Source organism: Azospirillum sp. RU38E, assembly GCF_900188385.1.
Lineage (GTDB): Bacteria > Pseudomonadota > Alphaproteobacteria > Azospirillales > Azospirillaceae > Niveispirillum.
This window is the reverse complement of sequence record NZ_FZOI01000011.1, coordinates 73,829-98,678: the sequence shown is the minus strand read 5'-3', so window position 1 is coordinate 98,678 and position 24,850 is coordinate 73,829. Positions and strand designations below refer to the sequence as shown.

Genomic DNA, 24,850 nt, shown 5'->3' with positions numbered 1-24,850 from the left:
AAAAGACCATGCAAGGCGAGCATCTATGGCAATGGGAGGCCGGCGCGCTGGCCGAGGCCATCCGGCAGCGGCGCGTCAGCGCGCGGGAGGCGGTGGAAAGCTGTCTGGCGCGGATCGCGCAGGTGAACCCTGTCATCAACGCCCTGACGGAAATCCAGGAACAGGCGGCACTGGCCGCCGCTGACAAGGCTGATCAGGCAGTGGCAGCCGGGGGTGACCTGCCACCGTTGCATGGCGTGCCCGCCACCGTGAAGATCAATGTCGATCAGGCCGGCAGCGCCACCACCAACGGGGTCGCCCCGCTGGTGGGGTTGATCGCCCCCGTTGACAGCCCGCCGGTGGCGAACTGGCGCGATGCCGGCACCATCTTCCTGGGCCGCAGCAATGCACCGGCCTTTTCCTGCCGCTGGTTCACCGACAATGCGCCGCACGGGCGGACGCTGAACCCGTGGAATCCGGGGCTGAATGTTGGCGGGTCCAGCGGCGGGGCCGCCGCCGCCACGGCCACCGGCATGGCACCGCTGGCCCATTGCAATGATCTGGCCGGCTCTGCCCGCCTGCCGGCTGCCGCCTGCGGCGTCTATGGCCTGCGCCCCACGGTGGGCCGGGTGCCCGCCTTCAACGCCACGGCCAAGGCCGAACGGTCGCTGTGCCTGCAGTTCGGCTCGGCCCAGGGTGTTATTGCCCGCTCGGTCGGTGACATTCGGCTGGGCCTGCACAGCATGGCCCGGCGCGACGCGCGTGACCCGGCCTGGGTGCCGGCCCCGCTGGAGCAGCCCGATGACGCGGCCCCGGTACGCGTTGCCCTGTTCACCGGTGAGGGGGAGCACCGGCCCGACAGTCACACCGCCGCCGCCCTGCGCCAGGCCGCCGACACGCTGGCCGATGCTGGCTATGAGGTGGTGGAGGCAGCCCCGCCGCGCTTCATTGAAACAGCCGAACTCTGGATGGCGCTGCTGTCCAACGATTGCCGCACTCCAGCGGCCCGTGCCGCCTTCAGCATGGGCGATGCGGATTTCCTGCACTCGCTGGAATTGACGGCCGCCTGCGTGCCGGAGATGAGCCCGGCCGATATGCTGGCCGCCCTGTCGGCCCGCACCGGCTTGCTGCGGGAATGGCAGTTGTTCCTTGAAACCTATCCGCTGCTGCTGATGCCCACCGCCTGGACCGCCGCCTTCCCGGTGGGCCATGATATTGCCGGTGAAAGGGAAGCACGGGAATTGCTGGTCGCCCACAGCCCCTGCACCAGCACAGCCTGTGTCAGCGTGCCGGCCCTGTCCATACCGTTCCGCCCGACCGGTTCCCCCCTGCCCGTCGGCATCCAGCTGGTGGCCGGCCGCTTCCGCGAAGGGCGCATTTTGGCCGCCGCCCAGGCGATGGCCAGCCGGCTGCCGCCCGTCAGCCCCATCGATCCGGTTACGGCATGAGCCTGGCATCGACAGCCGCTGCAACCGGTGAGGGAGGCCGCCCGGCACGCGCGACCGCCACGCGGGAAGCCATCATGGCCGCCGCCATCACCGTGCTGGCGCGTGACGGGGTGCAGGGCACCACCACACGCCGCATCGCGCAGGAGGCGGGGATCAATCTGGGCACCCTGCATTATCATTTCGATGGCAAGGAAGCGGTGCTGCTGTCGGTGCTGTCGCACCTTCTGGCCCGGGTGCAACAGGAGTTGGCCACCCGGTTCACCCAGCCGGAACCGTTACGGGAACGTATCGATAGCCTGATCATGTTTATCCGTTCGCAGGTGGAACAAAGGCCGGATGAACAGGTGGCGCTTTTCAACCTTACCCTCTACGCCCTGGCCACCGACGGTTCGCAATGGCTGGCGAAGAAGAAATACGAAGAGTTCCTGGCGCTTTACCGGCAGACGCTGGCAGAGGCGTCCGATGTGCGTGATGGCAGCCTGAAACCCGATCTGGACGGGCTGGCCAATTTCATCCTGACCGGCCTTGTCGGCATTCTGCTGCAATGGCTGGCCACGGCCAATGGGCTGCGATCGCACCAGGCGGTGCGGATGCTGGTCCAGGCCGCCCAACAATTATATCTGCCCAGCCATGGAGACAGAGCATGAGCCTGCCTGATCAGTTCCAGGTCGCCATTATTGGCGCCGGTTTCGCCGGCCTGACCGCCGCCCGCGCCCTGCAGGCCGCCGGGCTTTCCGTGATCGTGCTGGAAGCGCGTGACCGGGTGGGCGGCCGCATCCACACCCGCCACGCGCCCGACGGCACCCCCATCGATGTCGGCGGCCAATGGGTCGGCCCGACGCAGGACAAGGTGTTGGCCCTGGCCGATGAATTGGGGGTGGAGACCTTCCCGGCCTATGAACAAGGGGAGACGCTGTACTGGCTGGAAGGCCGGAAAAGCCGCTGTGAAGGGATGCTGCCGCCCTATGATGAAGAAACCAGGGTGGCGGTGGACGGCGTCTTCGCCAAGCTGGACGGTCTGGCCGCGACGGTGAACCCGGAATTCCCCTGGCTGTCGCCCGATGCCCAGGCGCTGGACAGTCTCAGCTTCGAGGCCTGGATCGAACAGGCAAGCGACGTGCCCGCCGCCCGGTTCTGGATGCGCTTCCTGGCCCGCTCGGTCCTGGCCTCCGACGCGCGCGAGCTCTCTTTCCTGCATGTGCTGTGCTATATCCGCGCCGGTGGCGACCTGCGCACGGTGATCAGCATGGGCGGCGGCGCGCAGGAGCGGCGCTTTGTCAAAGGCGCGCAGCATCTGGCGGAAAAGCTGGCCGATCAGGTCCGCCCGCTGATCCGCTTCAACAGCCCCGTCCAGGCCATTGCCCAGGATGAAAAGGGCGTGACCATCCAGTATGCGGGCGGCAGCGTCAAGGCAGACCGGGTGATCGTCACCCTGCCGCCGGCCCTTGCCGGCCGGCTCAATTACAGCCCGGCCCTGCCCGGCCCGCGCGATTACCTGACCCAGCGGATGCCGATGGGCGCCTGCATCAAGATCCAGTTCTTCTATGATGCGCCCTTCTGGCGGGCCGAGGGCCTGTCGGGCATGGCCGTCAGCGACGAAGGCCCGATGAGCCTGACCTATGACAATTCCCCCGCCACCGGCACGCCGGGCGTAATCGTCGGCTTCATCGAAGGGGACGAGGCCAAACACTGGACCGCCAGCAGCCCGGCCGAGCGCCGCGCGGCGGCAATCGCTGAACTGGTGCATCTGTTCGGCCCCCAGGCCGCCAATGTACGGCATTATGAGGAACTGTCCTGGCTGGAGGAGGAATTCTCCCGCGGCGGCTATGGCGGCTTCCTGGTACCGGGTGCCTGGACCAGCGTGGGCCACACCATCCGCCAGCCGGTGGGCCGCATCCATTGGGCCGGCACGGAAACCGCCTGGATCTGGACCGGCTATATGGATGGGGCCATCCGGTCCGGCGAGCGGGTGGCGGCGGAAATCCTGGCTGTATAGTTCCATCGGTCAAAATCCTTGACCGATGGAACGGCGGCGACTGCCGCCGCGCCGCACGTGCGGCGTAGCCGAGCCCACGGATGTGGGCGCTGGCGATTGAAGGGCTTGAAAGAGTGACCGTCGGTCACTCTTTCAAGCCACTGATATAAAAGGGTAACGCATGGACAAGGACAAGCTGGCGGGCCTGCGGGCCCGCTATGGTGCGGCATCACCGGCGGATTTCTTCGATCCGCATTTCCGCGAGGTGGCGCAAGCCGTGTTCCGGGGGGCCGAAGCCCCCCGCCAGCCCTTTGCCGATGCCGGCACCCTGCTGGATGCACCCCTGCGGCCCGATCTGGCTGCCCTGCCGGATTTCGGCGGGCTGGAGATTGCCCTGGTCGGTGTGCCGATGGATCTGGGCGTGACCAACCGCGCCGGGTCGCGCTTTGGCCCGCGTGCCGTGCGCAATACCGACCGGATCGGCCCCTATGAGCATGTGTTGCGCATGGTTCCGGCGGCCGAGCTGGCCCTGGCCGATATTGGCGATGTGCCTTTCAGCAATTACCTGCATCTGGATACCTGCCACGCCGATATCCAGGCCTTCTATCACCGGCTGATGGATGCCGGCGTGGTGCCGCTGAGTGTGGGTGGCGACCATTCCATCAGCTATTCCATCCTGAAGGCCCTGGGCCGTGACCGGCCGGTGGGCATGGTGCATTTCGATGCCCATTGCGATACCAGCGGCAGCGGCGACGGCGCCCGCTTCCACCATTCCGGTCCCTTCCGTTCTGCCGTTCTGGACGGGGTGCTGGACCCGGCACGCACCATCCAGATCGGCATCCGGGGCAGTGCCGAATTCTTCTGGGAATTTTCTTACGATTCCGGAATGACCGTTCTGCACGCCGAAGATGTGCAGGAAATGGGCCTGAAGGCGGTGATCGCCAAGGCCCGCGCGGTGGTGGGTGACGGCCCCGTCTATATTTCCTTCGACGTGGATTGCCTGGACCCGGCCTTTGCCCCCGGCACCGGCACGCCGGAGGTGGGCGGCCTCACCTCCCGCGAGGCGCTGACCATCATGCGCGGGTTGGCCGGGCTGGATGTGGTCGGCGCGGATGTGGTGGAGATCGCCCCGCATTATGACCCGACCAGCAACACCGCCCAGATCGGATCACAGATCCTGTTTGAGGAACTGTGCCTGGCCAGTATGGCGCTGAAACAGCGGCGGGGTAAGGCCGGGGGATAAAGCGCAATAGCAAAAAGCCCCCGATGGCGGACCATCGGGGGCTTTCAAACATCGCGGCGAACGCTAGCGGTTTTACCGCTCCGCCGGTCAGGCAACGCCCAGCTTGCGCTCATCTTCCCGCTTGCGGGCGGGCTGATAGGCAATGGCGGCATGTTCCGCACAATAGGGCAGACCATTGACGGACGGCTTGCCGCAGAAATGGAAATCCGGGGATTTCGGGTCACCCACCGGCCACTTGCACATGCGCTCGGTCAGCGACAGGATGGTGGCACCCTTGGTCGGCTTCTTCTTGATCGGCGACGGACGGCCAGACAGCCCCAGGCGGTGGGCCTTGCCGATGACGGCATTACGCGTCACATTGCCCAGCAGATCGGCAATTTCGCTGGCACTCATGCCCTGACCCCAGAGCTGGCGGAGCTTTTCCACGCGCTCTTCGCTCCAGGTGCTTTCGGTCGCTTCCACGCTTCAAACCCTTTCGATAAGGCCGACAATGGCACGGGTTCGACAAGGCATCCCCACCGCCAGAAAACCCGGCACGGGCGGGAATGGGGGGTTATCGAGCAGCCGCCCACAAAATATTGTATGCGGCTGATTCCCAAACTACCAAATTTGACTCGCTTTGGGTAGGGGGGCGTCTGCTGAATCTTGTGGGTAACTGCATTAACACCACCAGATGCAGCGCCCCCCTACCAAAGCCACATGGTCATCCCGGCACAAAAGAGTACCGGAATGACCATTTTCACCGCTTTACTGACCGGCCGCGACGGAGAAGCCGTTGGCCCCGTCGAAGCTGTAGAGGCTGGCGGTCTGCACCACATCCAGGCCGGCCTGATCCAGCCGGCCCAGCAGGGCGATGATATCGCCATGGGTGACGGTCTTGCCGTCGGCCCCCTGCAGACGCAGGCGCCAATGGTCGGTGCAGAAGGTCTCCGGCGCGCCTTCCGGCCACACTTTCTGACCACGGTTGGAGATCATGGTCAGCTTCAGCACATCGCCGGCCAGCGGGGCCACGCGGGCGGCCATGTCGTCGCCATTACCACCCTTGTGATCGACGAACACATCGACACCCAGCAGCTTCTTTTCCTGGCGCGGCACGTCCTTCAGGGCGATGCCGCCGAAGCTGGCCTTCTCATCCACCTGATAGGAGGCCGGGGTCAGGTGGGTCGGACGCTCACCCAGACGGTCGATCAGGTTGAGAGCGAAATCGCGGGTGCCGACGCGGGCCTTGGAGACGCCGCGCTTGAAGATATCGACGGTGTGGATGCCGTCTTCGATCATCTTCAGCCAGGCATTATGGATCTTCTCGGCCGCTTCCGCCTGCCCGATATGGACCAGCATCATCACCGAGGCCAGGATCAGGCCCGACGGGTTGGCAATGCCCTTGCCGGCGATGGTGGGGGCGGAACCGTGGATCGCCTCGAACATGGCGCACTGGTCGCCGATGTTGGACGAACCGGCCAGCCCGACCGAGCCGGTGATCTGGGCGGCGATGTCAGAAATGATATCGCCATAGAGGTTCAGCGTCACGATGACGTCGAAATGTTCCGGCGTATCGGCCAGACGGGCCGCACCGATATCAACGATCATCGTCTCATGTTCGATCTCGGGATATTCGGCGGCGATTTCATCAAAGACGCGATGGAACAGGCCATCGCTGATCTTCATGATATTGTCCTTCACGAAGGCCGTTACCTTGCGGCGATGGTTCGCACGGGCATATTCAAAGGCATAGCGGATGATCTTTTCCGAGCCAGGGCGGGTGATCAGCTTGACCGCCTGGGTCACTTCCTGGCTCTGGCGGTATTCGATACCGGCGTAGAGATCTTCTTCATTCTCGCGCACGATGACCACATCCATGGTCGGGTGCTTCGTGGCGACATAGGGATGGTAGGAGACGCAGGGGCGGATATTGGCGAACAGTCCCAGCGCACCGCGGATGGTGACGTTCAGCGACTTGTACCCGCCGCCCTGCGGCGTGGTGATCGGGGCCTTCAGGAACACCTTGGTCCGGCGCAGGCTGTCCCAGGCGGACGGCTCCATGCCATTCATGATGCCGCGCTTATAGACGCTTTCACCGATCTGAATTTCTTCAAAAGCGAGATTGGCGCCAGATGCCTGCAGGATTTCCAGCGTGGCGTCCATAATCTCGGGGCCGATACCGTCGCCGCGGGCGATGGTGATCGGGGTCGGCGCGCTATTGGTCATAATGATCAATGTCCTTCTGTTCATCCGTCCCCTTCAGCGGGGTTTACCGGACGGGCGGCAAGCTAATCCGGACAGGGCCAAGGCGCAATCTATCGAAGGTAGGGGCGGCTTTGCCGGATGGGCAGCAGGCGCATCGCAGAAAGCACTTTTCTTCCACCCCGACCGCCAGCCGGATAAGGAACGGACTCCAGCCCCGGCCGGGGGCAAAAACCTATCCGCATGGACTACCCCTATCGGGATAGTCAAGCCGCTACACAGCCGCCGAACAAGACCATCCGCAGATAAAGTCGCACGGAAGTCGGATTGCTAAATATCCGGGCCTGCATAATTATGAATTCAGCATATGCTATTTCCACACCAAATCCCTGCTGGAAATAATGCAGAAATCAGGTTAGCCACTGCTAATAGGAGAGGCAAGTTAAAGATGCGGATGCATAGCGATACACAATCACGCCGCCTTTCCGTCTTCCAGATCACCGATAGTGACTTGAAAATTGTGGGCGAATTAAAGGAATTCGCGCGCAACAGGCTGCCCGGCCTGTTGCAGCAATGGCATGACCGTTTTGCCGCTTGGCCGGAAATCCAGTCCGCCCTGGCTAGGCCGGAGGTTCATCGCTGCCGCACGGAACATTGGATGCGGGCGGTTTGCGGCGATATTGGCAGCGGCTTTCAGGAATCCGCCCAGCGGCTGGCCCAGGCTTTTTATGATAACGGCGTGCCGGGCTATGCTGTCGCCATCTGCCACAGCATCGTGGTGCGGGGCGTGATTGAGGAACTGGGGCTGGAGGATCGGGCCAGCGGCCTGTCCGCCCTGCTGGGCGGTGCCGCAGCGGCACGGCGCGATGCCCTGCGCAACGCCTTGAACAAGCTGGCCTGGCTGGACCTGGAGTTGCTGCTGGAAACCTATGCGGAGGCGGAGCGCACCAGCCGCAGCCGCGCCCTGACCCAGATGGCCGATACGGTGGAGCGTGAAGCCGGGCGGGCCGTGCAGGACGTGGCGGCCAAGACCGGCGGCATGGCGCGGGAAGCGCAGGAAATGGCGCAATCCGCCGCCCGTGTCGGCCAGGATGCCCGCACCGTGGCCGACGCCGCCCAGGAAGCGCTGGGCAACGCCGAAACCGTGGCGGCGGCCACCGAACAGTTGGTCAGCTCCATCCAGGAAATCAACAGTCAGGTGACGCAGTCGGGCCGGTTGACCCGGCAGGCGGTGGAAAAGGGCGACCGCACGGGTGCCACCATCGACAGCCTGTCCCGCGCGGTGGAAAAGATCGGGGAGATGGCCCAGATCATCGCCAGCATCGCCGGCCAGACCAATCTGCTGGCGCTGAATGCCACGATCGAAGCCGCCCGCGCCGGGGAAGCCGGCAAGGGCTTTGCCGTGGTGGCCAGCGAGGTGAAAAATCTGGCCAACCAGACCAGCCGATCAACGGAGGAGATCAACAGCCATATCGGCGTGATCCAGTCGGTGATGACGGAGGCCGTGTTTGCCGTGACTGAAATGGCCGATACGGTGCGGGAAATTGACAGCGTGTCCAGCGCCATCGCCGCCGCCATTGAGGAACAATCCGCCGCCACGCAGGAGATCGGGCGCAATGTCGCCGCCACCTCCGGCGCAGTGCGCGCGGTGGCCGACCGGATCGCCAATGTTTCAGCCGAAGCGCTGCGCACGGGCGAACAGGCCTCCCACGTGCGCAACGGTTCCAGCACCGTGGCCACGGGAATTGAGGAACTGCGCCAGGTGCTGGTGCGGGTGGTGCGGGCCAGCACCAATGATCAAGGGGCCGGCCGCACGGCCGCGTGAAAAACCTGCCGGGGTGCGCGCGCGGGGCTACCGCATCAGTTCCCGCATCCCGGCATCCAACCCTTCCAGCGTCAGCGGATACATCCGCCCCTCCATGATCTTCTGAATCATGGCGATAGACTGGGTATAGGTCCAATAGCGTTCCTGCATCGGGTTCAGCCAGATGGCATGGCGGTACTGGTGCAGCAGCCGCTCGAGCCAGACGGCCCCCGGCTCCGCATTGAAATGTTCCACACTGCCGCCGGGCTGCACAATTTCATAGGGGCTCATTGCGGCGTCGCCGACGAAGACCAGCTTATAGTCGGCACCATAGGTATGGATCACGTCCAGGGTAGACAGGCGCTCCGCATGGCGGCGGCGATTATCCTTCCACACGCCTTCATAGACACAATTGTGAAAGTAAAAATATTCCAGATGCTTAAATTCGCCGCGCGCGGCGCTGAACAGCTCCTCGCAGAGGCGGATATGGTCATCCATTGATCCGCCAATATCCAGGAACAGCAGCACCTTCACCGCATTATGCCGTTCCGGCACCAGCTTCAGGTCCAAATATCCGGCATTGCGCGCGGTTGAGCGGATGGTATCCGGCAGGTCCAGCATCTCCGCCGCCCCGGTGCGGGCGAATTTGCGCAGGCGGCGCAGCGCCACCTTGATGTTGCGGGTGCCGATTTCAACCTGATCATCCAGATTGCGGAATTCCCGCTTGTCCCAGACCTTGACGGCACGGCGGTGGCGGCTGCCCTCCTGCCCGATGCGCACGCCTTCCGGATTATAGCCATAGGCGCCAAAGGGGCTGGTGCCCGCCGTGCCCACCCATTTATTGCCACCCTGGTGGCGGCCCTTTTGTTCGGCCAGCCGCTGGGCCAAGGTCTCCATCAGCTTGTCCCAGCCGCCCAGCGCCTGGATCTGTGCCTTTTCCTCGTCGGTCAGATATTTCTCGGCCAGCTTGCGCAGCCATTCCTCCGGGATTTCGGCGGTAATCTCCTCCCCCGCCACGGCACCCGCCTCCAGCCCCTGGAAGGTCGCGCCGAATACCCGGTCGAACTTGTCCAGGTTGCGCTCATCCTTCACCAGTACGGCGCGGGACAGGTAATAGAAATCATCCACCGCATAGCCGGCGATGCCGGCCTGCATCGCCTGCATCAGGGCCAGATATTCATTCAGGCTGACCGGCACGCCGGCCCGGCGCAGATCGTAGAAAAAGCTGACGAACATGGTTGGCCCCGCTGATATCGCCGTCAGCTTTTATCATCGCCTGTTTCACGCCTCCAGCCAATGCAGGCTGAACAGGGCGTTTGGGTCGGTCCAGACGGCGGCGGGGCGATAGCCGGCCCGGCGGGCCAGGGCCTGGAAGCCTTCAATGCTATATTTATTGGAATCCTCGGTATGGATCGCCTCCCCCTCCAGAATGGCGAAGCGCTGCCCGGCAGCGCGGACAATCTGGTCCCGGCGGGAGACGAGATACATGGAAACACAGCTGCGTTCCGCATCCCACAGCGCCATATGGCGGAAGCTGGCGGGGGTGAAGGTGCCATCCAGTTCCCGGTTGATGCGGCCCAGCAGGTTGAGATTGAACGCCGCCGTGACCCCGGCGGCGTCATCATAGGCCGCTTCCAGCAGGGCCGGATCTTTGCGCAGATCAATGCCGATCAGCATCCCGCCGCCTTCCACCCCACCATGGCGCAGCGTGTCGCGCCAGCGGGCCAGGAACATTTCCGCCTCTGCCGGGGTGAAATTCCCCAGGGTGGAGCCGGGAAAGAAGCCGACGCGGCGGCGCGGCATCCCCGCCTGGGGTGGGGGCACCGGCACATCCTGCAGGTAATCGGCACAGAGCGCCATCACCTCCAGCCAGGGATAATCCGCCGCCAGCCGGTCGCAGGACCGGCGCAGATGATCGCGCGAAATATCGATGCCGACATAGGAGAGCGGGTTGACCAGCCGTTCCAACAAGGTCCGCACCTTGCGCGAGGAGCCGCTGCCCAACTCCACCAGCTGCACGCCCGGCCCCAGCAGGGCGGCAATGGGGGCGGCCACCCGGTCCAGGATCGCCTGTTCGGTGCGGGTCGGATAATATTCCGGCTGTTCGCAGATACGGTCGAACAGGGCCGACCCCAGCTCATCATAGAAAAAGGCGCAGGGCAGTGATTTCTGCGGCCGCGACAGCCCATCCAGGACAGCGGCGGCAAAGTCACCTTGGCTGGGTGCCAGATCCATGAAGCGGGTGCCGCCCTGGCGGGCGGGCATCTTGTCGGGCATGGCCATCAGATCACATCTCCCTGACAGGGGTTGGGGTCTCAACATGCGGAGCGGGCCAGCCGCAGGCCGCTGAATTGCCAGCGGGCGGCGGCGGGGAAGAAATTGCGATAGCTGGCGCGGGAATGGCCGGGCGGTGTGGCGATGGAGGCACCGCGCAGCACCATCTGCCCGCTCATGAACTTGCCGTTATATTCACCAATGGCCCCGGCGGCGGGGCGATAGCCGGGATAGGGCAGATAGGCGCTGGCCGTCCATTCCCAGACGGTACGGCCGGTTTCCCGGCCCGCCAGCACCGCCGGATGGCGGGCAATCGCCGCTTCCCCCGCTGCCGTGCCGGGGTTGAAATGGGCTGTCATGGCGGCTTCCCACTCCATTTCCGTGGGCAGGCGCAGGCCGGCCCAGCTTGCATAGGCATCGGCCTCATAATGGCTGATATGGCAGACCGGTTCGGCCGGATCGACCGGGCGGCAGCCATCCAGGGTGAAGTGCCACCAGCGGCCATCCTCGCCGTGATACCAGTAAAGTGGGGCCTCCCACCCTTCCCGCTGCACCGTCGCCCAGCCATCGGAAAGCCAGTGAAGGGGGCTGGCATAGCCGCCATCGGCCATGAAGCGCAGCCATTCGCCATTGCAGACGGGGCGGTCGGCCAGCTGAAACGGCGCCAGCCAGACATGATGGCGCGGCCCCTCCACATCAAAGGCAAAGCCGGGGCCGCGATGGCCGATTTCCATCAGCCCGCCCGGATGGCTGATCCAGTCCAAAGCCGGCGTCGCACCACGCGGGCGCGGTGCGGCGGGCTGGCGCAGCGGGTTCTGTGACAGCAGATGTTTCACATCGGTCAGGATCAGTTCCTGATGCTGCTGTTCATGGTTCAGGCCCAACAGGATCAGGCTGGCCAGCTCCGGCGCGGGTTCGGCCTGCAACAGCCTTTCCAGCGCCTGATCAACATGGGCGCGCCATTCCAGCACCGCCGCCAGTGCCGGCCGGGTCAGCAGGCCCCGGGCCGGGCGGGGATGGCGCGGCCCCAACGCCTCGTAATAGGAATTGAACAGATAGTCCCAGCCGGGATGGAACGGGGCGGCACCGCCATGCGGGATCAGGATGAACCGTTCAAAAAACCAGGTGGTGTGCGCCAGATGCCATTTCACCGGGCTGGCATCCGGCATGGATTGCACCGCCATATCCTCCGCACTCAGCGGTGCCACCAGCGCCAGGGTGCGCGCCCGCACATGGCGCAGCAATGCCGCCAGATCAGGCGGTGGCAGGCTGGGTTTGATCTGGCTGTCCGGCATCCCTGGCTTCCGTCGTCACACCCCCACCCGGGAGACCGGGCAGGCAGGGGGAGAACAAGGCAGCGGCGGATTTGTTGCCGGCCGCGCGCGAAGAAGCAGGACAGGGCCTGAAAATGCCACGGAGTGCCGGGACGTGGCAGCATGATTGCAATATGCAAATAATATATTTATGCAATTGCATTATTCAATGAATTGCAAAGTGCAATGGATAGAACTATCCGGGAAATACATGTATATTGTGTTTTTTCAAATAGTTGATGGATGGTTCGACCGTTGGCACAGCAGCTGCAATCCTTGTTTGGCATGAAGGCGACAACGCCTCAAACAAACCGAACCGATGGAGCTGACCATGCTGAAGACCTTCGCCCGCGCTTGCGCCCTGACCGTTGCCACCGCCGCTGCCTTCGCCGCCCCGGCCCAGGCGCAGAATGCCAACGGCACCATCCAGCTGCGCGGCAATGTCGCCCTGTCCTGCACCATCGCCGTCACCGACCTGTCGCAGTCCCTGTCGCTGAAGGCCGGTGAGAACGCCAAGACCGTCGGCAGCGTCACCGAGACCTGCAATTCCGGCAATGGCTACAAGATCACGCTGGCCTCGACCAATGCCGGCAAGCTGAAGTCCGGCAATAACGAGGTTGCCTATCAGGTCAATTACGACAACCAGGGCGGTGGCCTGACCTCCCAGATGGTGGTCGACCGCGCCGCAGCGCAGTTCAACAAGAAGTCCGACCTGAAGGTCACCGTCCCGGCCTCTGATCAGTACATTGCCGGCGACTATTCCGACACCATCACCGTCACCATCGCCGCCAAGTAAGGCGCGCCATCCCCGGGCCGTTCAGCCATCGGGGCCCGGGAATGAGAAACCCCCGCCGGAGAGCGCTCCGGCGGGGGTTCTTTGTTTGGTGCGGGGGGATGTGGGGAGGCAATCAAGCGACACATGTTTCGACCGCTTTGCGCCCCATTGTGGTCGTTCCGAAGGTCTGCGGCGGCGTCTGTAAGCGGACGTTGGTCGACAGGTTCCAAAACTCAGGCGGGGTTTCCTTGCTCGACAGCGGTACCGTTGGCACCCTCCGCGGCTGTGCCGATGTCCTTCGCCTTTTGTACGGCGAGGGGAAGGCGGCGTTGCCGCGGGCGATCAGGGTGTCGAGGATGGTGAAGATGAACTCAACGCTGTAGCCGGCCAGGAAAGCGAAGAGGGCCATGCTGAAGCCGGCTTCAGAGAGCTGGGTTCCGCCCGGTTTGTAGACAATCCCGACAGCGATACCCAACAAGGCGCCCAGGAAACGGCGCAGGCTCAGCTTGGTTGCCAGCAGTGCATTGATGTTCCAGTTGTCCAGGCCGCCGATCAGCCGGCGTAGAATATAGACGTTGGCGCCCAGCCAGCCATAGAGCAGCGGCAGCAGCGACAGGGCCACGCTGTCCATGACGATGGAGGCTTCGTGCCGGATGACGGCGAGGCTGCGGTTGAGCTCACAACTGACGGGCGTCGCCGCCGATCCGTCGGTGGCCATGCAGTCCGCCACCCCCTGTCGGAAGATGAAATCCAGGACCGTGTTCGCGGCCATGACGGCATCGACCTGCGCCTGCCGCTGCCGGGTCAATTCCTGCTGCTGCTGAAGCAATTGATCGGCGGCGGGGTCGGTTGCGTCCGGCGTCACCGTCAACCGGTTCAGCAAAGCCAGTTTGCTGTCGATCTCCGACAGGGTCTTCTCGGCGGCGGTGATGCGGTCCAGGGAATTGGTGATCAGAGGACCGATCCGAGCCCCGCGTGCGGCTGCCATCGGTCGATCAGCCTGGCTGGCCGGGACACGGGTCGCCAGGCCCGGCCCAGGCTTTACCAATGCTCCGACCAGGATTGCCGGCAGCAATTCACGGTGACGACACGGACCCCGCTGCATGCGACCAAGCTGCCGCTACGTACCTGGCTGCTGGCCCTGTGGTTCATCCTGCAATCCGACAAGGGTGTCTCCTCGATCCGGCTGGCCGACATCATCGGGGTGAGCCAGCCGACGGCACGGCGGATGGGACATGTGCTGCGCCTGCTGGTGGCCCGCAACCACAGGCTGGGTGGTGCTATCGAAATCGATGAGATGTATTTTGGCGGTGCTCCCCGGTCCGATCCCGACAAGCCCCGTTCCGGTCGCGGCCGCAAAGGACAGCCGCGCACGACCAAGACCCCGGCCATGGTCGTTGTCCAGCGTCCCGCCGGGTCGGAACCGGGAACGCCGGCCGGTGAAGCCAGGGCCTGTGTTGTTGCCGACCTGTCCCTGAACGAGACCGAGCGGGTGCTGGAGGCGAGCGTGACCCCGCAGGCCCATCTGATGAGCGATGAATGGAAGGCCTTCGTGGCGGCAAGCACCGGTTTCGCCAATCACGACACCGTGTGCCATGCCCGCAAGGAATATGCCCGAGGCACCGTCCAAGCCAATGCCGCCGAAGGCTTCAACAACCGGGTCCGCCAGACCATCGCTGGCGTCTTCCATCACATCAGCCCCCGGCATGCTGACCTCTATTTCCACGAGATCGGCTTCCGCTGGTCCCAACACGTCGTCGCCAGTCAGAAAATCCGCAAAGCCCGGAAAGGAAGGACAATCCTTCAAACCCTCTGGGACCGGGTGCCGCCCGCACGCCAGTTGCCGGCCGTTTTCATCATGGCCGTCGGATGCCAGATCCGACGGACAAAAGCCGGCGGCATCGACGTCAGATCAATCGCGGCTGTCTTTGGTTGATAATGGCGCGGTACATAAAATTCACTTTCGTGTCGGCACCCCCACATGAGGACGGTGACACGCATTAACCACGCGATACGCTGACCTGCTGCCGCCGACAGATCAGTTGCTGACGACTGCATTGACATCGCACCCATCGACCTGCTGCCGTTACGTCATTCCGGCAGACGGCAGTGCCGAAGACACGGGTGGCTCTGCGCCAATGCGGCAGGTGCCACCGACGGGGACGCAGTGGCCTGCGGGGCCCTCTGCGCGGGGACGCATGCATCGGCAGCGTTGGAAAGTCGGATTGCCAACCGGCCAGCACGCTATTTCTGCCGCACGTACTTGGCGGCGATCACGACGCGGCGCTGCTCTTCATCGGGTTTCGTCGGCAAGCGCCTGATGTCGATTGCGGGACAATCGACAATGATCATCCTGGATGGGGCGATCATCGGCTTCTTGGGACGACTATAAATGGGTATCAGCATCATGAAATCCTTCCTGATGGCGCGGCATAAGGCGCGCCATTTCGACAGCAGGCACATCGCCCACAACAATCAAGTTCAATTATGCCGGTAAATAATATGTAAACGTCGAAATACACTCACATGGTTTTAACAAAAGATATTTCAGATCAATTAGGAAACATGCCCCCCTCCATCATAGAATAATTTTTTCGCACATTGACGATATATTTCTTTTCTGTGGGATGACATGCCGATGTTGACTCGAACGACGACAGAGATCATCGAATTCCGGTATCCTTTTGTTGCGAACGGGGAGCAAGCACCGCTGCCGGCGGGGCGCTACGAGGTGGAGACGGAGGAAGTGACCGTCGAAGGATTGTCCTTCGCCGCTTGGCGCGGGGTGAGAACGACTTTGCGGTGGATGTCGATCCAGACAGGCTGCGGGCGGCCATCCAGGATGAAGCGTCCCACCCACCGCCACGCCCACCAGTTCAGCCGAATGTACGCCCCCCGGCTGACGACCCGGGTCCCGACAGGCAACGCAGCCTGCGAGGCCTGCTTGTTCCTCCGGTCGTCATTCCGGTCGCGATCGGCTTGTTGATAATTGCCGCCATTATCCTGGGTCCCCGCCAGTAGCGACTGGCCGCTGCGGGCGCAAGGCGGGTTGATCCATCGCCGGAAGGCCTCATTTCCGGACGATTCCGAGTTCAATCACCCTGTCGATGAAATACTTGGCATGCTGCTCGGTATCCACGTAATCGTGCCCGCCATCGCCCAGGTCATGGTTCTTGGCGAACCTAGCCTGCAGACGCTCGAGGAATTGCGGTTCCTCCTCCGTCATATGCGCGATCAGAACTTGCAGGATCCGCTCATGCGCCAACACCCGGCGCTCAAGGTCCGTATTCTCGATAGTCATGTTTTTTCCTGTCAGTCGAAACGGTGAGGCCTGCGCCGGCCGGCAGGCACGGCGTTCAAGGCAAAGCAATGCGGCGGAACTCAACTGGAGACACCCGGGTATTCGCTCTCGTCACCGGCTGTCCGCCGGGACTGTCCACACGACGGCGCGAACTGTCGTCACAGAATGTGACGCGACGACCCCGTTCCGGGACAGCGTCGATCAGAGGGCGAAATTGCACCGATGACAATACATGAGTGTCCGAAAAGCCATGTATTCGGAAAACACCTATCAACTCGTTAATTCTAAAATTATTTCGGCTTTCTGACCTGAGTATTTCCCGATTCTGGCCGAAATCAAAAACCCATGGATAATGAAACCCGATTATCGGAGTCGGTTCATGCTCGATGTGCAAGACACCCTTCCAGAAAAAGCTCGAGTCAGGTCGATCGACTTGCTGAACCATCATCTGGCAGCGGCCGTGGACCTGCGGACACAGGTAAAGCAGGCGTTCTGGAACCTGCACGAGATACGCTTCTCCTCTGTCCACTTCCTGCTCGACCACCTGGCCATCGAAATCGAGGTCTATGCTGACCTGATCGCGGAACGGACGGTGCGGCTGGGTGGCTCTGCCCGTGGCACCCTGCGGGATGCGATGGAGTTGTCGTTCCTGGCGGCTCCGCGCCCGTGCGGCGCGACCGAGGCCAGTGAACATGTTGTCGCATTTGCCCAGACCACGATGGCTTTCGGAGACGAGGTCCGCGAAGCGATCGGCATCCTCACAGCGCATGGCGACATCGTTACCACAGGCTTGTTTGCTCAGATATCAAGGGGGCTGGACAGACAAATATCGCCGATGCAGTCCCGTGCGGCACAGCCATGACCGTCTCGCCCCGCCGGACAGCTGAGAGGCAACTGTCGGCCGATCTGTCCAGGTGGGACAATGAGGGTGGAGCACTGCCGGACATGCCACAGGATCCGGCCGCACGCCGTATCCTTGTCGTTGATAGCGATCCGCTGGTCTCGCTGTCCCTGGCGAGGGGGTTCGCCAATATCGGACACAGTATCTGTGCGACCGCCCTGACCATGGCTCACGCCGTGAACGCAGCGCTCTACCATAGTCCCGATCTCATCATCATGGATGCCAGTCTCGGCGATGACCGGCAATTGGTCCGGTTTGCCCCGGTCATTCGGGTTCTGTTCATTTCCCGGATGTTCAACGATGGCATGCCGCTGCCACGCGCCCTGTTACCGCCTGGAGCCACCGTGGTGCGCCGCCCTTTCCACGCAAGGGACCTTGCACGGATTGTCCGACAGGCGCTTGCCGGTGTGACGGAACAGAAGCACTGCCCAACCCGCAGAACCGGAGGCGGCGCTGGCGACTGAAGCCCAGTGATCGGTTCCGATCATTGGGACGCGGTATAAGCCCCTCTCATCCCGCACCCAAAGGAGCCAATCGATGAACAGTTCATCCGACGAAAAAAGGCTGGAGGCTTTACCCGATCCGGATCACCCGGTCGGCCCGATCCGGCACCTTACTGAAAAGGACCTGAGCCAGGAAGACCGCTCACGCCTGTTCGCCTGCCTCAACCGGGGTAAACGGTGGTTCGACAGACCAGCCTATCCGCCATTGCGGCCACGTCTGAAACCTTCGCCGACGTCCCGGATCCGACGGGACCGCCTTGATCCCCAAAAACCCTCCTGAAACGGGATGCGCCCATGGATAATACGAAGATGATGTTTCTGGCGGAAGCCATGTACCAGCAAAGCAATACCACGGGCATCCCTTGGAGCCAACGCGACCGGATAGTCCGTAAGACCTGGATCGACGCGGCGCGGCAACAAATGGAAATCGATGACGCCACCGCGTCGCAAGCGGCCACCCCGCCGGCATAGGTAAATATCCCGGCAGGAGCGGGGCGCCGGGTGCGGCACTTTGCATCGATATATCTGATCTGCATGTGGTCCGTCTGGTCAGACGGCACCCATGATTACGGCCGGTCACTGGGCTGCGCGACCGGCCGTAACCATGGATGGCCGGAACGGCCGGTTACTTGACGGTACCCTCCACCACGCGGTTCAACGGCTCGCGCGCACCGTCGCGCCGCGGCACCGGCAACTCGCGCTCACCAACCCACCGAACCTCGATGCGCGACGATGGCACGCCCGCCGCGACCAGCGCGTTGCGCACCGTTTCAACGCGTTGCTGCGATAGCGCCATGTTGTAGTAGTCCGTGCCCGGACTGGAGGCCTTGCCGATCAGGGTGATACGCCGGGCTGGATCGCTGCGGATCTCCCTGGCCGCATCGCGCATAGTGATCTCGCCGTCCTTGGTCAGCGTCGCCTTGTCGAACTCAAAATAGGTATTGTACATGGTCTGCTGATAGACCGCCGCCACCGGTCCGGGCGCCGCGATGACCGCCACGACCAGGGTGGTCTGGCAAGGTGTCGCCGTGCCCTCTACCGTCGCCGGGGCCAGACCGATGGCCAGATTTTGACAAGCCGCTTCCTCCACCGTCATGCCCTTGGCCCAATCCTGGGTGGACTCAACAGGCATCAACCCGTGACCGTGGGTCATGGCCCGCCGCAGGAAGGGTTCCGCCAGATCCATCCGCCCCTGAGCCTGATAGGACGCCCCGAGATTGAGCTCGTCATAGGGGCTATTGGGCCATTTGATGTTGGACGCCTCAAGCAGTCGGGTGGACGTATCATAGTCCCCCGACTTCAGCGCGACATATCCGGGCGAGGTTACCCCCACATCGTGTCCCGGCGCGCTATGCGTCGCGACTTGATGGGGCGTGGCCGTGCAACCGGCCAGCATCAGAATACCGAAGGGCAATGCCCCCATCACGGTATTTCTCAACATATCGAATTCTCCTGCGTTCGGAAATCGTTGCGATTCCAAACCATTTCAAATATAGAATACATGGAATAATTTCACAGAAAAAGCGTCGGCAAATACTCACTTTGCTTTTTACCTTTATTCTAAAAATACCGAAGTATGAATTTCTATCCGAATTTTTCCTTTTCCGTCATCTCGGTCCAGTCCGCTGCCAGGGCCAGCCGAGCCAGGGCTGGCAGCGATCGCGCCCCGGTCTTGCGCATGATGGCGGCGCGGTGGTTTTCCACGGTGCGCTGGCTGATCGCCAGATCGGCGGCGATGTTCTTGCTAGGATGGCCGGCAAGGACCAGGGCCATAATCTGCCGCTGCCGTGCCGTAAGCCCGGCGACATGGTTCGCCGCCTCCGTGCGCCAGGCCAGCAATTTGCTGCCATCGCGGGCCTGCTCCAACGCGCGGTCGATACTGGCCAGCAGGTCGGCGCGGCTGACCGGCTTCTCGATGAAATCGACCGCTCCCGCCCGCATGGCCTGAACCGCCATTGGGACATCGCTGCTGCCGGTCATGATGATCACCGGCACACTGTCGCCCGCCTGCCGCAAGCGATGCAACAGACCCAGACCACTCATTCCCGGAAGATAGGCGTCGATCAGCAGGCAGGCATTGCCACCCGTCTGGAAGTGGGCGAGAAACTCCTCGGCATTGGCATGCTCCTCCGCCCGCCGCCCCTGCCCTGCCAGCGATTGACGAATACTGTCGCGCAGCATGGCATCGTCATCAATGATATGGATGGTGGTGATGCGGTCGGCGGCGACCATGGGATCCCGTTCGACCCGCGTGACCAGGGGCGGTGTCGACAGCAGACGTCTGATCGCGCTCAACAAGGCAGCCGGGTTCACCGGCTTGTGCAATTGCACCTCATTGCGCAAGGCGACGGCGCGCAACGTGTCGGTTGAGATGTCAGCCGTCAGCAGCAGCCCCGGAACCGGTCGGTGCAATGCCCGGCGCAGGGCCGCAAGCAGATCAAGGCCATTCATGCCCCCCGGCAGGTTGAAGTCGACCAACAAGACATCGGGCCTGAAATCACCAGTAGCTACTAGCTGCAGGGCCGATGGCCCGCCGGCCTCCAACGCCACCTTATGTCCGACATCGCGAAGCAACATCCCCAGCAGGTCTCTGACCTCCGGATCATCCTCCACCACCAGGATGGCACCGGTGGCGATGATCGCGTCTTCCGGGGCGGACTGCGCCGATGGCGGCGGCGGCGGCACCTCTCCTGCGCGGGGCAGGATATCAACGGCAAATACCGAACCTTTGCCAAGCTGCGACCGTACACGAACCGGATGCTCCAGTAGCCCCCCCAGACGCCGTACGATCGACAGGCCCAGTCCCAACCCGGTATTGGTCGGTTCGTCCGTCCCGGCAATCTGGTGATGCTCCTCGAAAATCGCCTGCTGCTCGGCCATGGGAATGCCGATACCAGTGTCCCAGATCTCGATGCTGATCCCACCCGCCCGGTGTCGGCAGCCGATCAATACCTTGCCCTTCCTTGTATATTTCAAGGCGTTAGACAGAAGGTTGCGCACCATCTGTTCCAGCAGCCGCCGGTCGCTGAAGATCTGCGTATTGCTCATGACCACCCGCAGGCTCAGGCCGCGGGCCTGTGCGTGATAGCTGAATTCGTCACGCATCCGGGACAGCAGATCAAGCAGGGAGAAGCGGGTGATGTCGGTGGTGACAATGCCGGCCTCGATCTGGTTGATGTCCAACAGAGCGTTCAGCATGCCGGACATGGCACCCAGCGTCTCGCCAAAGCGGTCCAGCAATTCCCGTTCCCGGTCGCCCTTCATCATGTTCGACAGCACGCCCTGCAACAGGGTCAGCGTCTGCAAGGGCTGGCGCAGGTCATGGCTGGCGGCTGCCAGGAAACGTGATTTACCCTGATTGGCCAGATCGGCAGCGCGCTTGGCCGCAGCCAGCGCATCACCGACATGCCGGCGCTCGGTGGTGTCGGTAAACGTGATGACCACGCCCTCGACCCGGCCATCCTGGGTGCGATAGGACAGGACGCGGCGAAGGTACCAGGCCCCCGTCCGCGTTTCGATCTCCCGTTCCAACGGTACGCCCGATCGCAGCACCGCCTGTGCGTCCGACGACAAGCCCCCATCGGCAACCAGCGAATTCAGGTCCGACAAGGGGCGGCCGACATCCGTGGGTAAGATGTTGAACAGCAACCGCATGGCCGGGGTGAAGAACCGGATGGCCAGGGCCAGATCAAGGAAGATCGTCGCAACATCGGTACTGAACAGCACGTTCTGCAGGTCGTTGGCCGTGGTGCGCTGTCTGTCCAACGTCTCATGCAACTGGCTGTTCAGCGCGGTCAACTCCTCGTTCAGCGACTGCAATTCTTCCTTGGAGGTCAGTAACTCCTCGTTGGCCGACTGGTATTCCTCGTTGATGGCCAGGGCCTCCTGGATCATGGCCTTCTGGTCTTCGCCGGCCAGTTCCAGGTTGCGGATGGCAGCCTCAAGTTCCGCGCGCGTATGCTCCAGCTCACGTTCCAGCGCATTCACCCCGTCGCTTGGCGCCGGCGTGCCTTGTCCGACGGCCTGTCTGTCGAACAAGGGCGGGTCGATGAAGCAGACCAGCATCAGGTCCTCTCCATCATGGCGCACGGGCTGCACCGCAATGCCGAAGGACCGTTTGTCATCATCCTGACGTGAGCGGCCGCCGGGGATGATGACCGCTTCCTGTCCCTGGCGAGCCCGCTGGATAGCGGCCCGCAGCTTGACCGACAGGCCTGGCAGCACCATCGACAGCAGGTCTTGCGTGGGATGGCCCGCCGGCACCCGCAAATAGCGCTCGGTCGGGCCGAGCGAATACAGGCAATCGTGCCGCCGGTTGATCAACACCGCAGCCGGCCCGTAATCACGGGCGACCAGCCGCTGGCAGAGATCGGCCAGCGCTGCCTGCCGGGATGGCCCCGGCCCTGCATTCACCCGCGCGGGGACACGCACCCCATCGCCGGCGCTCATCAGGAAGGCGAAATCACCCGGCCTGCTGCGGCCGACATGCCGGTACAGGCGGGCGGATTTCGACACCAGCTCGAACCGGTCATCCCCGACCGGGGCCACCGTCTCCGATCCGCCCAACAGCAGGAAACCATTATCCCGCAGGGCGAAATGGAACAGTGACAGCACGCGGGCCTGCGCTTCGGGCAGAAGATAGATCAACAGGTTGCGGCAGGAGATGAAGTCCAGCTTGGAAAAAGGCGGGTCGGCCAGCACATCCTGCACCGTGAACACCACCAGAGACCGCAATTCCGGCGTAACCCGGTATCCCCCATCCTCTGTTGTGAAGAACCGAGCCAACCGTTCGGGGGACACTGCGCTGGCGATGCTGGCGGGATACAGCCCCTCCCGTGCCGTCGCCACGGCGTCGGGATCAACGTCCGACGCGAAGAACTGCAACTTCAAGCTCAGTCCCAGCGTCGTCATCTGCTCCAGGAACAGCATGGCGAGCGAATAGGTCTCCTCCCCCGTACTGCATCCCGCCACCCAGAGACGCAGGTGATTGTCATGTGCCTGGGCACGGATCAGGTCGGGGATGGTCGTGCTGGACAGCAGGTCGAACACCGGGGCGTCACGGAAGAAACTCGTGACATTGATCAACAGATCCTTGGCCAGATTGTCGCGTTCCCCAGGTGTATTGCGCAGCAGGTCCAGATAGGCATCCGCCTCGCCCGTGGCGATGCCCGCCATCGCCATGCGCCGATCGATGCGGCGGCGCAGCGTGCCTTCCTTATAAAGGGAGAAGTCGTAGGGTGTGCGGCTGCGCAGCAGGTCGACCACGGCCGGCAGCCCGTCGGGCACGGCAACCGCCCCACCCTGGACTGCGGCGCCGGGATGGTGGCGGATTGCGGCCGGCATCAACGCGACCGGCAATATCTGGCTGACCAATCCGGTGGCAATGGCATTACGCGGCATGCCGTCATATCCGGCCTCCTCCGGCGTCTGAACGAGGACCAAGCCTCCGGCCGACCGTATCGCCGTCAGCCCCACGCTGCCATCGGCGCCTGTTCCTGACAGAATCACGCAGATCGCGCGCGCGCCATATTCGCGGGCCAGCGCCGCCAGCAGGAAATCAAAGGGCATGCGGGCACCATGACGGGCCCGTGGCGGCGACAGGCGCAACAGACCCTTGGTCACCGACAGATAGGTGCCGGGCGGGATGACATGTACCCGACCGGGCAGCACCTCCATGCCGTCCATCGCCTCGCATACCGGCATGACCGTGTGGCTGGCCAGAAGATCGACCAGCAGGCTGTCACGGTTGGTCGGGTCCAGATGCTGCACCAGGATAAAGGCAGCCCCGCCGCCATCGCCCAACGCCGCCACCAGCCGGCTCGCGGCATCAAGCCCGCCGGCAGACGCCCCGATGCCAACCACCGGGAAGTCCCGCTCCACGGACACTGCGTCGGCGGGCCGTGATGGGATGGGCGTCATGGTAAAATCACCTTCAAATAGCCAATAAGCTTCCCATTGGCCTAGTTCCAGTGTATCACAATCACACAACAATACGATCAAATATATAAAACTTCCGAAATACTCCATATGCATTTGAGTATTTCCCGAATCTTTGCGTCATCCACTCGCTGAATTACAACTGGCGCAAAATGTGGAGATCAGGTGGAGGGTCGCATGCACCACACGCACAACACCTTGTCGGAGAATATCCGCGGCCAGTCGGTCGAACTGTTGAACCGCCACCTGGCTGCGGCCATTGATCTGCATGGACAGTTCAAGCAGGCCCATTGGAATGTGCGCGGCAGCGGCTTTGGCACCGTGCATGAGTTGTTCGATAATATCGCCGTTGAGGTCGAAACCTATTCCGACCTGATTGCAGAGCGGGCGGGTGCGCTTGGCGGCACCGCCCACGGCACCATCCAGGTTGCAGCTGATCGTTCCTTCCTGGTGCCGTACACGCTGGGGGTGGCTGAATCACGTCAGCACATTTTCGCCCTTTCCCAGGCGGTCTCCGCCTTCGGCCAATCGGTTCGCGAGGCTATCGGCCTCTCCACCGCGTATGGCGATCCGGGCACCGCCGACCTGTTTACTGAAATTTGCCGCGGAATGGACCGGCAACTCTGGTTGATTGAATCCCATGCGGTGCGATCATGAGCGACGCCCCCAACCAGTTGCCCTCCATGACAGCGCGTGACGCGCTGTCCCGTTGGGACAATGAGGGTGGCGCCCTGCAATCGCCTGATCGCACGCAAAGCCTTCGCATCCTGATCGTGGCTGGCGATCCCTTAATTTCTTTGCCGCTGGCCGTAGCGCTTGGCGATCTTGGGCATGAAGTCCGGTTCATTGCCCTATCGAATGACCAAGCCGCAAAGTTGGCGACTGCCAGCCCGCCTGATCTGATCATCGCTGATGCCTATCTTGAGGACGATGAAAGATTGACGGCGACGGCGCCGGTCATGCGCGCTTTGTTCGTACCGCGCCTGTTCGATGCTGGCATATCGCTGCGGCCTGGGGCGATGGTCCTACGCAGGCCCTTTCGCACGAACGATCTTCGTCGCGCGATCCGGCAGACCATGGAGAAAGCCGTGCGATGGAGAAGTTCATCGCCTGGACGCACCTAAGCCCTGCAACGGACGGATGCCGGCAGAAAAGTCTGGCCAAACCCATCGGAGAGCCGCACCCATCCCATGCAACCGACGCCTTGCAACGCGTC

The 24,850-nt window shown here is 62.9% G+C and carries 22 protein-coding genes and 1 pseudogene; 13 read left to right on the top strand and 10 right to left on the bottom strand.

Annotation, left to right across the window (positions count from 1 at the left end; translation table 11 throughout):
• Positions 1-8: 8 nt before the first annotated feature.
• The 4 genes from CHB97_RS17255 to speB all read left to right on the top strand — a co-directional run bounded on the left by CHB97_RS17255 (position 9) and on the right by speB (position 4,645).
• The gene (locus CHB97_RS17255; RefSeq protein WP_089289242.1) at positions 9-1,427 is read left to right on the top strand and encodes an amidase; all 1,419 of its coding nucleotides are present in this window, start codon (positions 9-11) and stop codon (positions 1,425-1,427) included.
• Positions 1,424-2,074 (top strand): TetR/AcrR family transcriptional regulator, encoded by a 651-nt coding sequence (locus CHB97_RS17250; RefSeq protein ID WP_089289241.1) that lies wholly within the window; start codon positions 1,424-1,426, stop codon positions 2,072-2,074. Before CHB97_RS17255 ends, CHB97_RS17250 begins: the two co-directional genes overlap by 4 nt.
• A complete protein-coding gene (locus CHB97_RS17245) occupies positions 2,071-3,423 on the top strand; it encodes a flavin monoamine oxidase family protein (RefSeq protein ID WP_089289240.1) in 1,353 nt (450 codons plus the stop codon). Before CHB97_RS17250 ends, CHB97_RS17245 begins: the two co-directional genes overlap by 4 nt.
• A gap of 160 nt (positions 3,424-3,583) precedes the next feature.
• Positions 3,584-4,645 (top strand): agmatinase, encoded by a 1,062-nt coding sequence (gene speB, locus CHB97_RS17240; RefSeq protein WP_089289239.1) that lies wholly within the window; start codon positions 3,584-3,586, stop codon positions 4,643-4,645.
• Positions 4,646-4,732: 87 nt separating this feature from the next.
• On the opposite strand, the gene CHB97_RS17235 is transcribed toward speB, so the two are convergent.
• The gene (locus CHB97_RS17235) at positions 4,733-5,107 is read right to left on the bottom strand and encodes a GcrA family cell cycle regulator (protein ID WP_089289238.1); all 375 of its coding nucleotides are present in this window, start codon (positions 5,105-5,107) and stop codon (positions 4,733-4,735) included.
• A gap of 285 nt (positions 5,108-5,392) precedes the next feature.
• Positions 5,393-6,850, bottom strand: coding sequence for an NADP-dependent isocitrate dehydrogenase (locus CHB97_RS17230; protein WP_089289317.1), 1,458 nt, complete (start codon positions 6,848-6,850; stop codon positions 5,393-5,395).
• A 424-nt stretch (positions 6,851-7,274) separates the two neighbouring features.
• On the opposite strand from CHB97_RS17230, the gene CHB97_RS17225 reads away from it, so the two are divergent.
• Complete coding sequence (locus CHB97_RS17225) at positions 7,275-8,651, top strand: globin-coupled sensor protein (RefSeq protein ID WP_160105970.1); 1,377 nt, start codon at positions 7,275-7,277, stop codon at positions 8,649-8,651.
• Between the two features lie 27 nt (positions 8,652-8,678).
• Here CHB97_RS17225 and CHB97_RS17220 read toward each other — a convergent pair whose 3' ends face one another.
• From CHB97_RS17220 to egtB, 3 genes are read right to left on the bottom strand one after another with little or no spacing between them, the layout of a single operon-like run.
• Positions 8,679-9,866 carry a VWA domain-containing protein gene (locus CHB97_RS17220; protein WP_089289236.1) on the bottom strand — a complete coding sequence of 396 codons (1,188 nt, stop codon included), beginning with the start codon at positions 9,864-9,866 and terminating at the stop codon, positions 8,679-8,681.
• Positions 9,867-9,911: 45 nt separating this feature from the next.
• On the bottom strand, positions 9,912-10,913 hold the full coding sequence (gene egtD, locus CHB97_RS17215; protein WP_244559581.1) for an L-histidine N(alpha)-methyltransferase: 1,002 nt from the start codon (positions 10,911-10,913) through the stop codon (positions 9,912-9,914).
• Between the two features lie 32 nt (positions 10,914-10,945).
• Complete coding sequence (gene egtB / locus CHB97_RS17210; RefSeq protein ID WP_089289235.1) at positions 10,946-12,199, bottom strand: ergothioneine biosynthesis protein EgtB; 1,254 nt, start codon at positions 12,197-12,199, stop codon at positions 10,946-10,948.
• 349 nt (positions 12,200-12,548) lie between these two features.
• On the opposite strand from egtB, the gene CHB97_RS17205 reads away from it, so the two are divergent.
• Positions 12,549-13,013: a spore coat protein U domain-containing protein gene (locus CHB97_RS17205; protein ID WP_244559580.1), complete on the top strand. Its 465-nt coding sequence runs from the start codon at positions 12,549-12,551 to the stop codon at positions 13,011-13,013.
• 112 nt (positions 13,014-13,125) lie between these two features.
• On the opposite strand, the gene CHB97_RS26470 is transcribed toward CHB97_RS17205, so the two are convergent.
• Complete coding sequence (locus tag CHB97_RS26470) at positions 13,126-13,980, bottom strand: hypothetical protein (protein WP_089289234.1); 855 nt, start codon at positions 13,978-13,980, stop codon at positions 13,126-13,128.
• Here CHB97_RS26470 and CHB97_RS26465 point away from each other — a divergent pair.
• Positions 13,963-14,928, top strand: a pseudogene (locus tag CHB97_RS26465) (IS1595 family transposase); the annotation flags it as partial. The gene CHB97_RS26470 and the pseudogene CHB97_RS26465 sit on opposite strands and share 18 nt — an antisense overlap.
• 308 nt (positions 14,929-15,236) lie before the next feature.
• On the opposite strand, the gene CHB97_RS26460 reads toward CHB97_RS26465, so the two are convergent.
• Together CHB97_RS26460 and CHB97_RS17180 are read right to left on the bottom strand one after the other, a co-directional pair.
• Positions 15,237-15,401, bottom strand: a complete 165-nt coding sequence (locus tag CHB97_RS26460; RefSeq protein ID WP_160105968.1) for a hypothetical protein — start codon at positions 15,399-15,401, stop codon at positions 15,237-15,239.
• 661 nt (positions 15,402-16,062) lie between these two features.
• A complete protein-coding gene (locus CHB97_RS17180) occupies positions 16,063-16,293 on the bottom strand; it encodes a hypothetical protein (RefSeq protein ID WP_089289230.1) in 231 nt (76 codons plus the stop codon).
• Between the two features lie 379 nt (positions 16,294-16,672).
• On the opposite strand from CHB97_RS17180, the gene CHB97_RS17175 reads away from it, so the two are divergent.
• The 4 genes from CHB97_RS17175 to CHB97_RS26455 all read left to right on the top strand — a co-directional run bounded on the left by CHB97_RS17175 (position 16,673) and on the right by CHB97_RS26455 (position 18,168).
• Entirely contained in the window at positions 16,673-17,155 is a 483-nt protein-coding gene (locus tag CHB97_RS17175; RefSeq protein ID WP_160105966.1) for a ferritin-like domain-containing protein, read from the top strand.
• A gap of 83 nt (positions 17,156-17,238) precedes the next feature.
• Positions 17,239-17,658 carry a response regulator transcription factor gene (locus CHB97_RS17170; protein ID WP_143270980.1) on the top strand — a complete coding sequence of 140 codons (420 nt, stop codon included), beginning with the start codon at positions 17,239-17,241 and terminating at the stop codon, positions 17,656-17,658.
• 73 nt (positions 17,659-17,731) lie between these two features.
• Complete coding sequence (locus CHB97_RS26000; RefSeq protein WP_143270978.1) at positions 17,732-17,977, top strand: hypothetical protein; 246 nt, start codon at positions 17,732-17,734, stop codon at positions 17,975-17,977.
• A gap of 14 nt (positions 17,978-17,991) precedes the next feature.
• A complete protein-coding gene (locus tag CHB97_RS26455) occupies positions 17,992-18,168 on the top strand; it encodes a hypothetical protein (protein ID WP_160105964.1) in 177 nt (58 codons plus the stop codon).
• Positions 18,169-18,322: 154 nt separating this feature from the next.
• Here CHB97_RS26455 and CHB97_RS17165 read toward each other — a convergent pair whose 3' ends face one another.
• Complete coding sequence (locus CHB97_RS17165; protein WP_089289227.1) at positions 18,323-19,138, bottom strand: OmpA family protein; 816 nt, start codon at positions 19,136-19,138, stop codon at positions 18,323-18,325.
• Between the two features lie 143 nt (positions 19,139-19,281).
• Positions 19,282-23,616, bottom strand: a complete 4,335-nt coding sequence (locus CHB97_RS17160; protein ID WP_089289226.1) for a CheR family methyltransferase — start codon at positions 23,614-23,616, stop codon at positions 19,282-19,284.
• Between the two features lie 183 nt (positions 23,617-23,799).
• On the opposite strand from CHB97_RS17160, the gene dps reads away from it, so the two are divergent.
• Both dps and CHB97_RS17150 read left to right on the top strand, forming a co-directional pair.
• Positions 23,800-24,291, top strand: coding sequence for a DNA starvation/stationary phase protection protein Dps (gene dps / locus CHB97_RS17155; RefSeq protein WP_200819999.1), 492 nt, complete (start codon positions 23,800-23,802; stop codon positions 24,289-24,291).
• On the top strand, positions 24,288-24,758 hold the full coding sequence (locus CHB97_RS17150) for a hypothetical protein (protein ID WP_089289224.1): 471 nt from the start codon (positions 24,288-24,290) through the stop codon (positions 24,756-24,758). The genes dps and CHB97_RS17150 overlap by 4 nt, the downstream gene beginning before the upstream one ends.
• The last annotated feature ends 92 nt before the right edge of the window (positions 24,759-24,850 follow it).

What these genes read in the sequence shown, in the direction of transcription:
- CHB97_RS26455 (WP_160105964.1), top strand. Translation starts at nt 17,992, where the DNA reads ATGGATAATACGAAGATGATGTTTCTGGCGGAAGCCATGTACCAGCAA.
- CHB97_RS17250 (WP_089289241.1), top strand. Translation starts at nt 1,424, where the DNA reads ATGAGCCTGGCATCGACAGCCGCTGCAACCGGTGAGGGAGGCCGCCCG.
- CHB97_RS17165 (WP_089289227.1), bottom strand. Translation starts at nt 19,138, where the DNA reads ATGTTGAGAAATACCGTGATGGGGGCATTGCCCTTCGGTATTCTGATG.
- CHB97_RS17170 (WP_143270980.1), top strand. Translation starts at nt 17,239, where the DNA reads ATGCCACAGGATCCGGCCGCACGCCGTATCCTTGTCGTTGATAGCGAT.
- CHB97_RS26470 (WP_089289234.1), bottom strand. Translation starts at nt 13,980, where the DNA reads ATGGCAGCCGCACGCGGGGCTCGGATCGGTCCTCTGATCACCAATTCC.
- CHB97_RS17220 (WP_089289236.1), bottom strand. Translation starts at nt 9,866, where the DNA reads ATGTTCGTCAGCTTTTTCTACGATCTGCGCCGGGCCGGCGTGCCGGTC.
- CHB97_RS17230 (WP_089289317.1), bottom strand. Translation starts at nt 6,850, where the DNA reads ATGACCAATAGCGCGCCGACCCCGATCACCATCGCCCGCGGCGACGGT.
- CHB97_RS17245 (WP_089289240.1), top strand. Translation starts at nt 2,071, where the DNA reads ATGAGCCTGCCTGATCAGTTCCAGGTCGCCATTATTGGCGCCGGTTTC.
- CHB97_RS17175 (WP_160105966.1), top strand. Translation starts at nt 16,673, where the DNA reads ATGCTCGATGTGCAAGACACCCTTCCAGAAAAAGCTCGAGTCAGGTCG.
- egtD (WP_244559581.1), bottom strand. Translation starts at nt 10,913, where the DNA reads ATGGCCATGCCCGACAAGATGCCCGCCCGCCAGGGCGGCACCCGCTTC.
- CHB97_RS17225 (WP_160105970.1), top strand. Translation starts at nt 7,275, where the DNA reads ATGCGGATGCATAGCGATACACAATCACGCCGCCTTTCCGTCTTCCAG.
- CHB97_RS26000 (WP_143270978.1), top strand. Translation starts at nt 17,732, where the DNA reads ATGAACAGTTCATCCGACGAAAAAAGGCTGGAGGCTTTACCCGATCCG.
- CHB97_RS17180 (WP_089289230.1), bottom strand. Translation starts at nt 16,293, where the DNA reads ATGACTATCGAGAATACGGACCTTGAGCGCCGGGTGTTGGCGCATGAG.
- speB (WP_089289239.1), top strand. Translation starts at nt 3,584, where the DNA reads ATGGACAAGGACAAGCTGGCGGGCCTGCGGGCCCGCTATGGTGCGGCA.
- CHB97_RS17160 (WP_089289226.1), bottom strand. Translation starts at nt 23,616, where the DNA reads ATGACGCCCATCCCATCACGGCCCGCCGACGCAGTGTCCGTGGAGCGG.
- egtB (WP_089289235.1), bottom strand. Translation starts at nt 12,199, where the DNA reads ATGCCGGACAGCCAGATCAAACCCAGCCTGCCACCGCCTGATCTGGCG.
- CHB97_RS17205 (WP_244559580.1), top strand. Translation starts at nt 12,549, where the DNA reads ATGCTGAAGACCTTCGCCCGCGCTTGCGCCCTGACCGTTGCCACCGCC.
- CHB97_RS17150 (WP_089289224.1), top strand. Translation starts at nt 24,288, where the DNA reads ATGAGCGACGCCCCCAACCAGTTGCCCTCCATGACAGCGCGTGACGCG.
- CHB97_RS17255 (WP_089289242.1), top strand. Translation starts at nt 9, where the DNA reads ATGCAAGGCGAGCATCTATGGCAATGGGAGGCCGGCGCGCTGGCCGAG.
- CHB97_RS26460 (WP_160105968.1), bottom strand. Translation starts at nt 15,401, where the DNA reads ATGATGCTGATACCCATTTATAGTCGTCCCAAGAAGCCGATGATCGCC.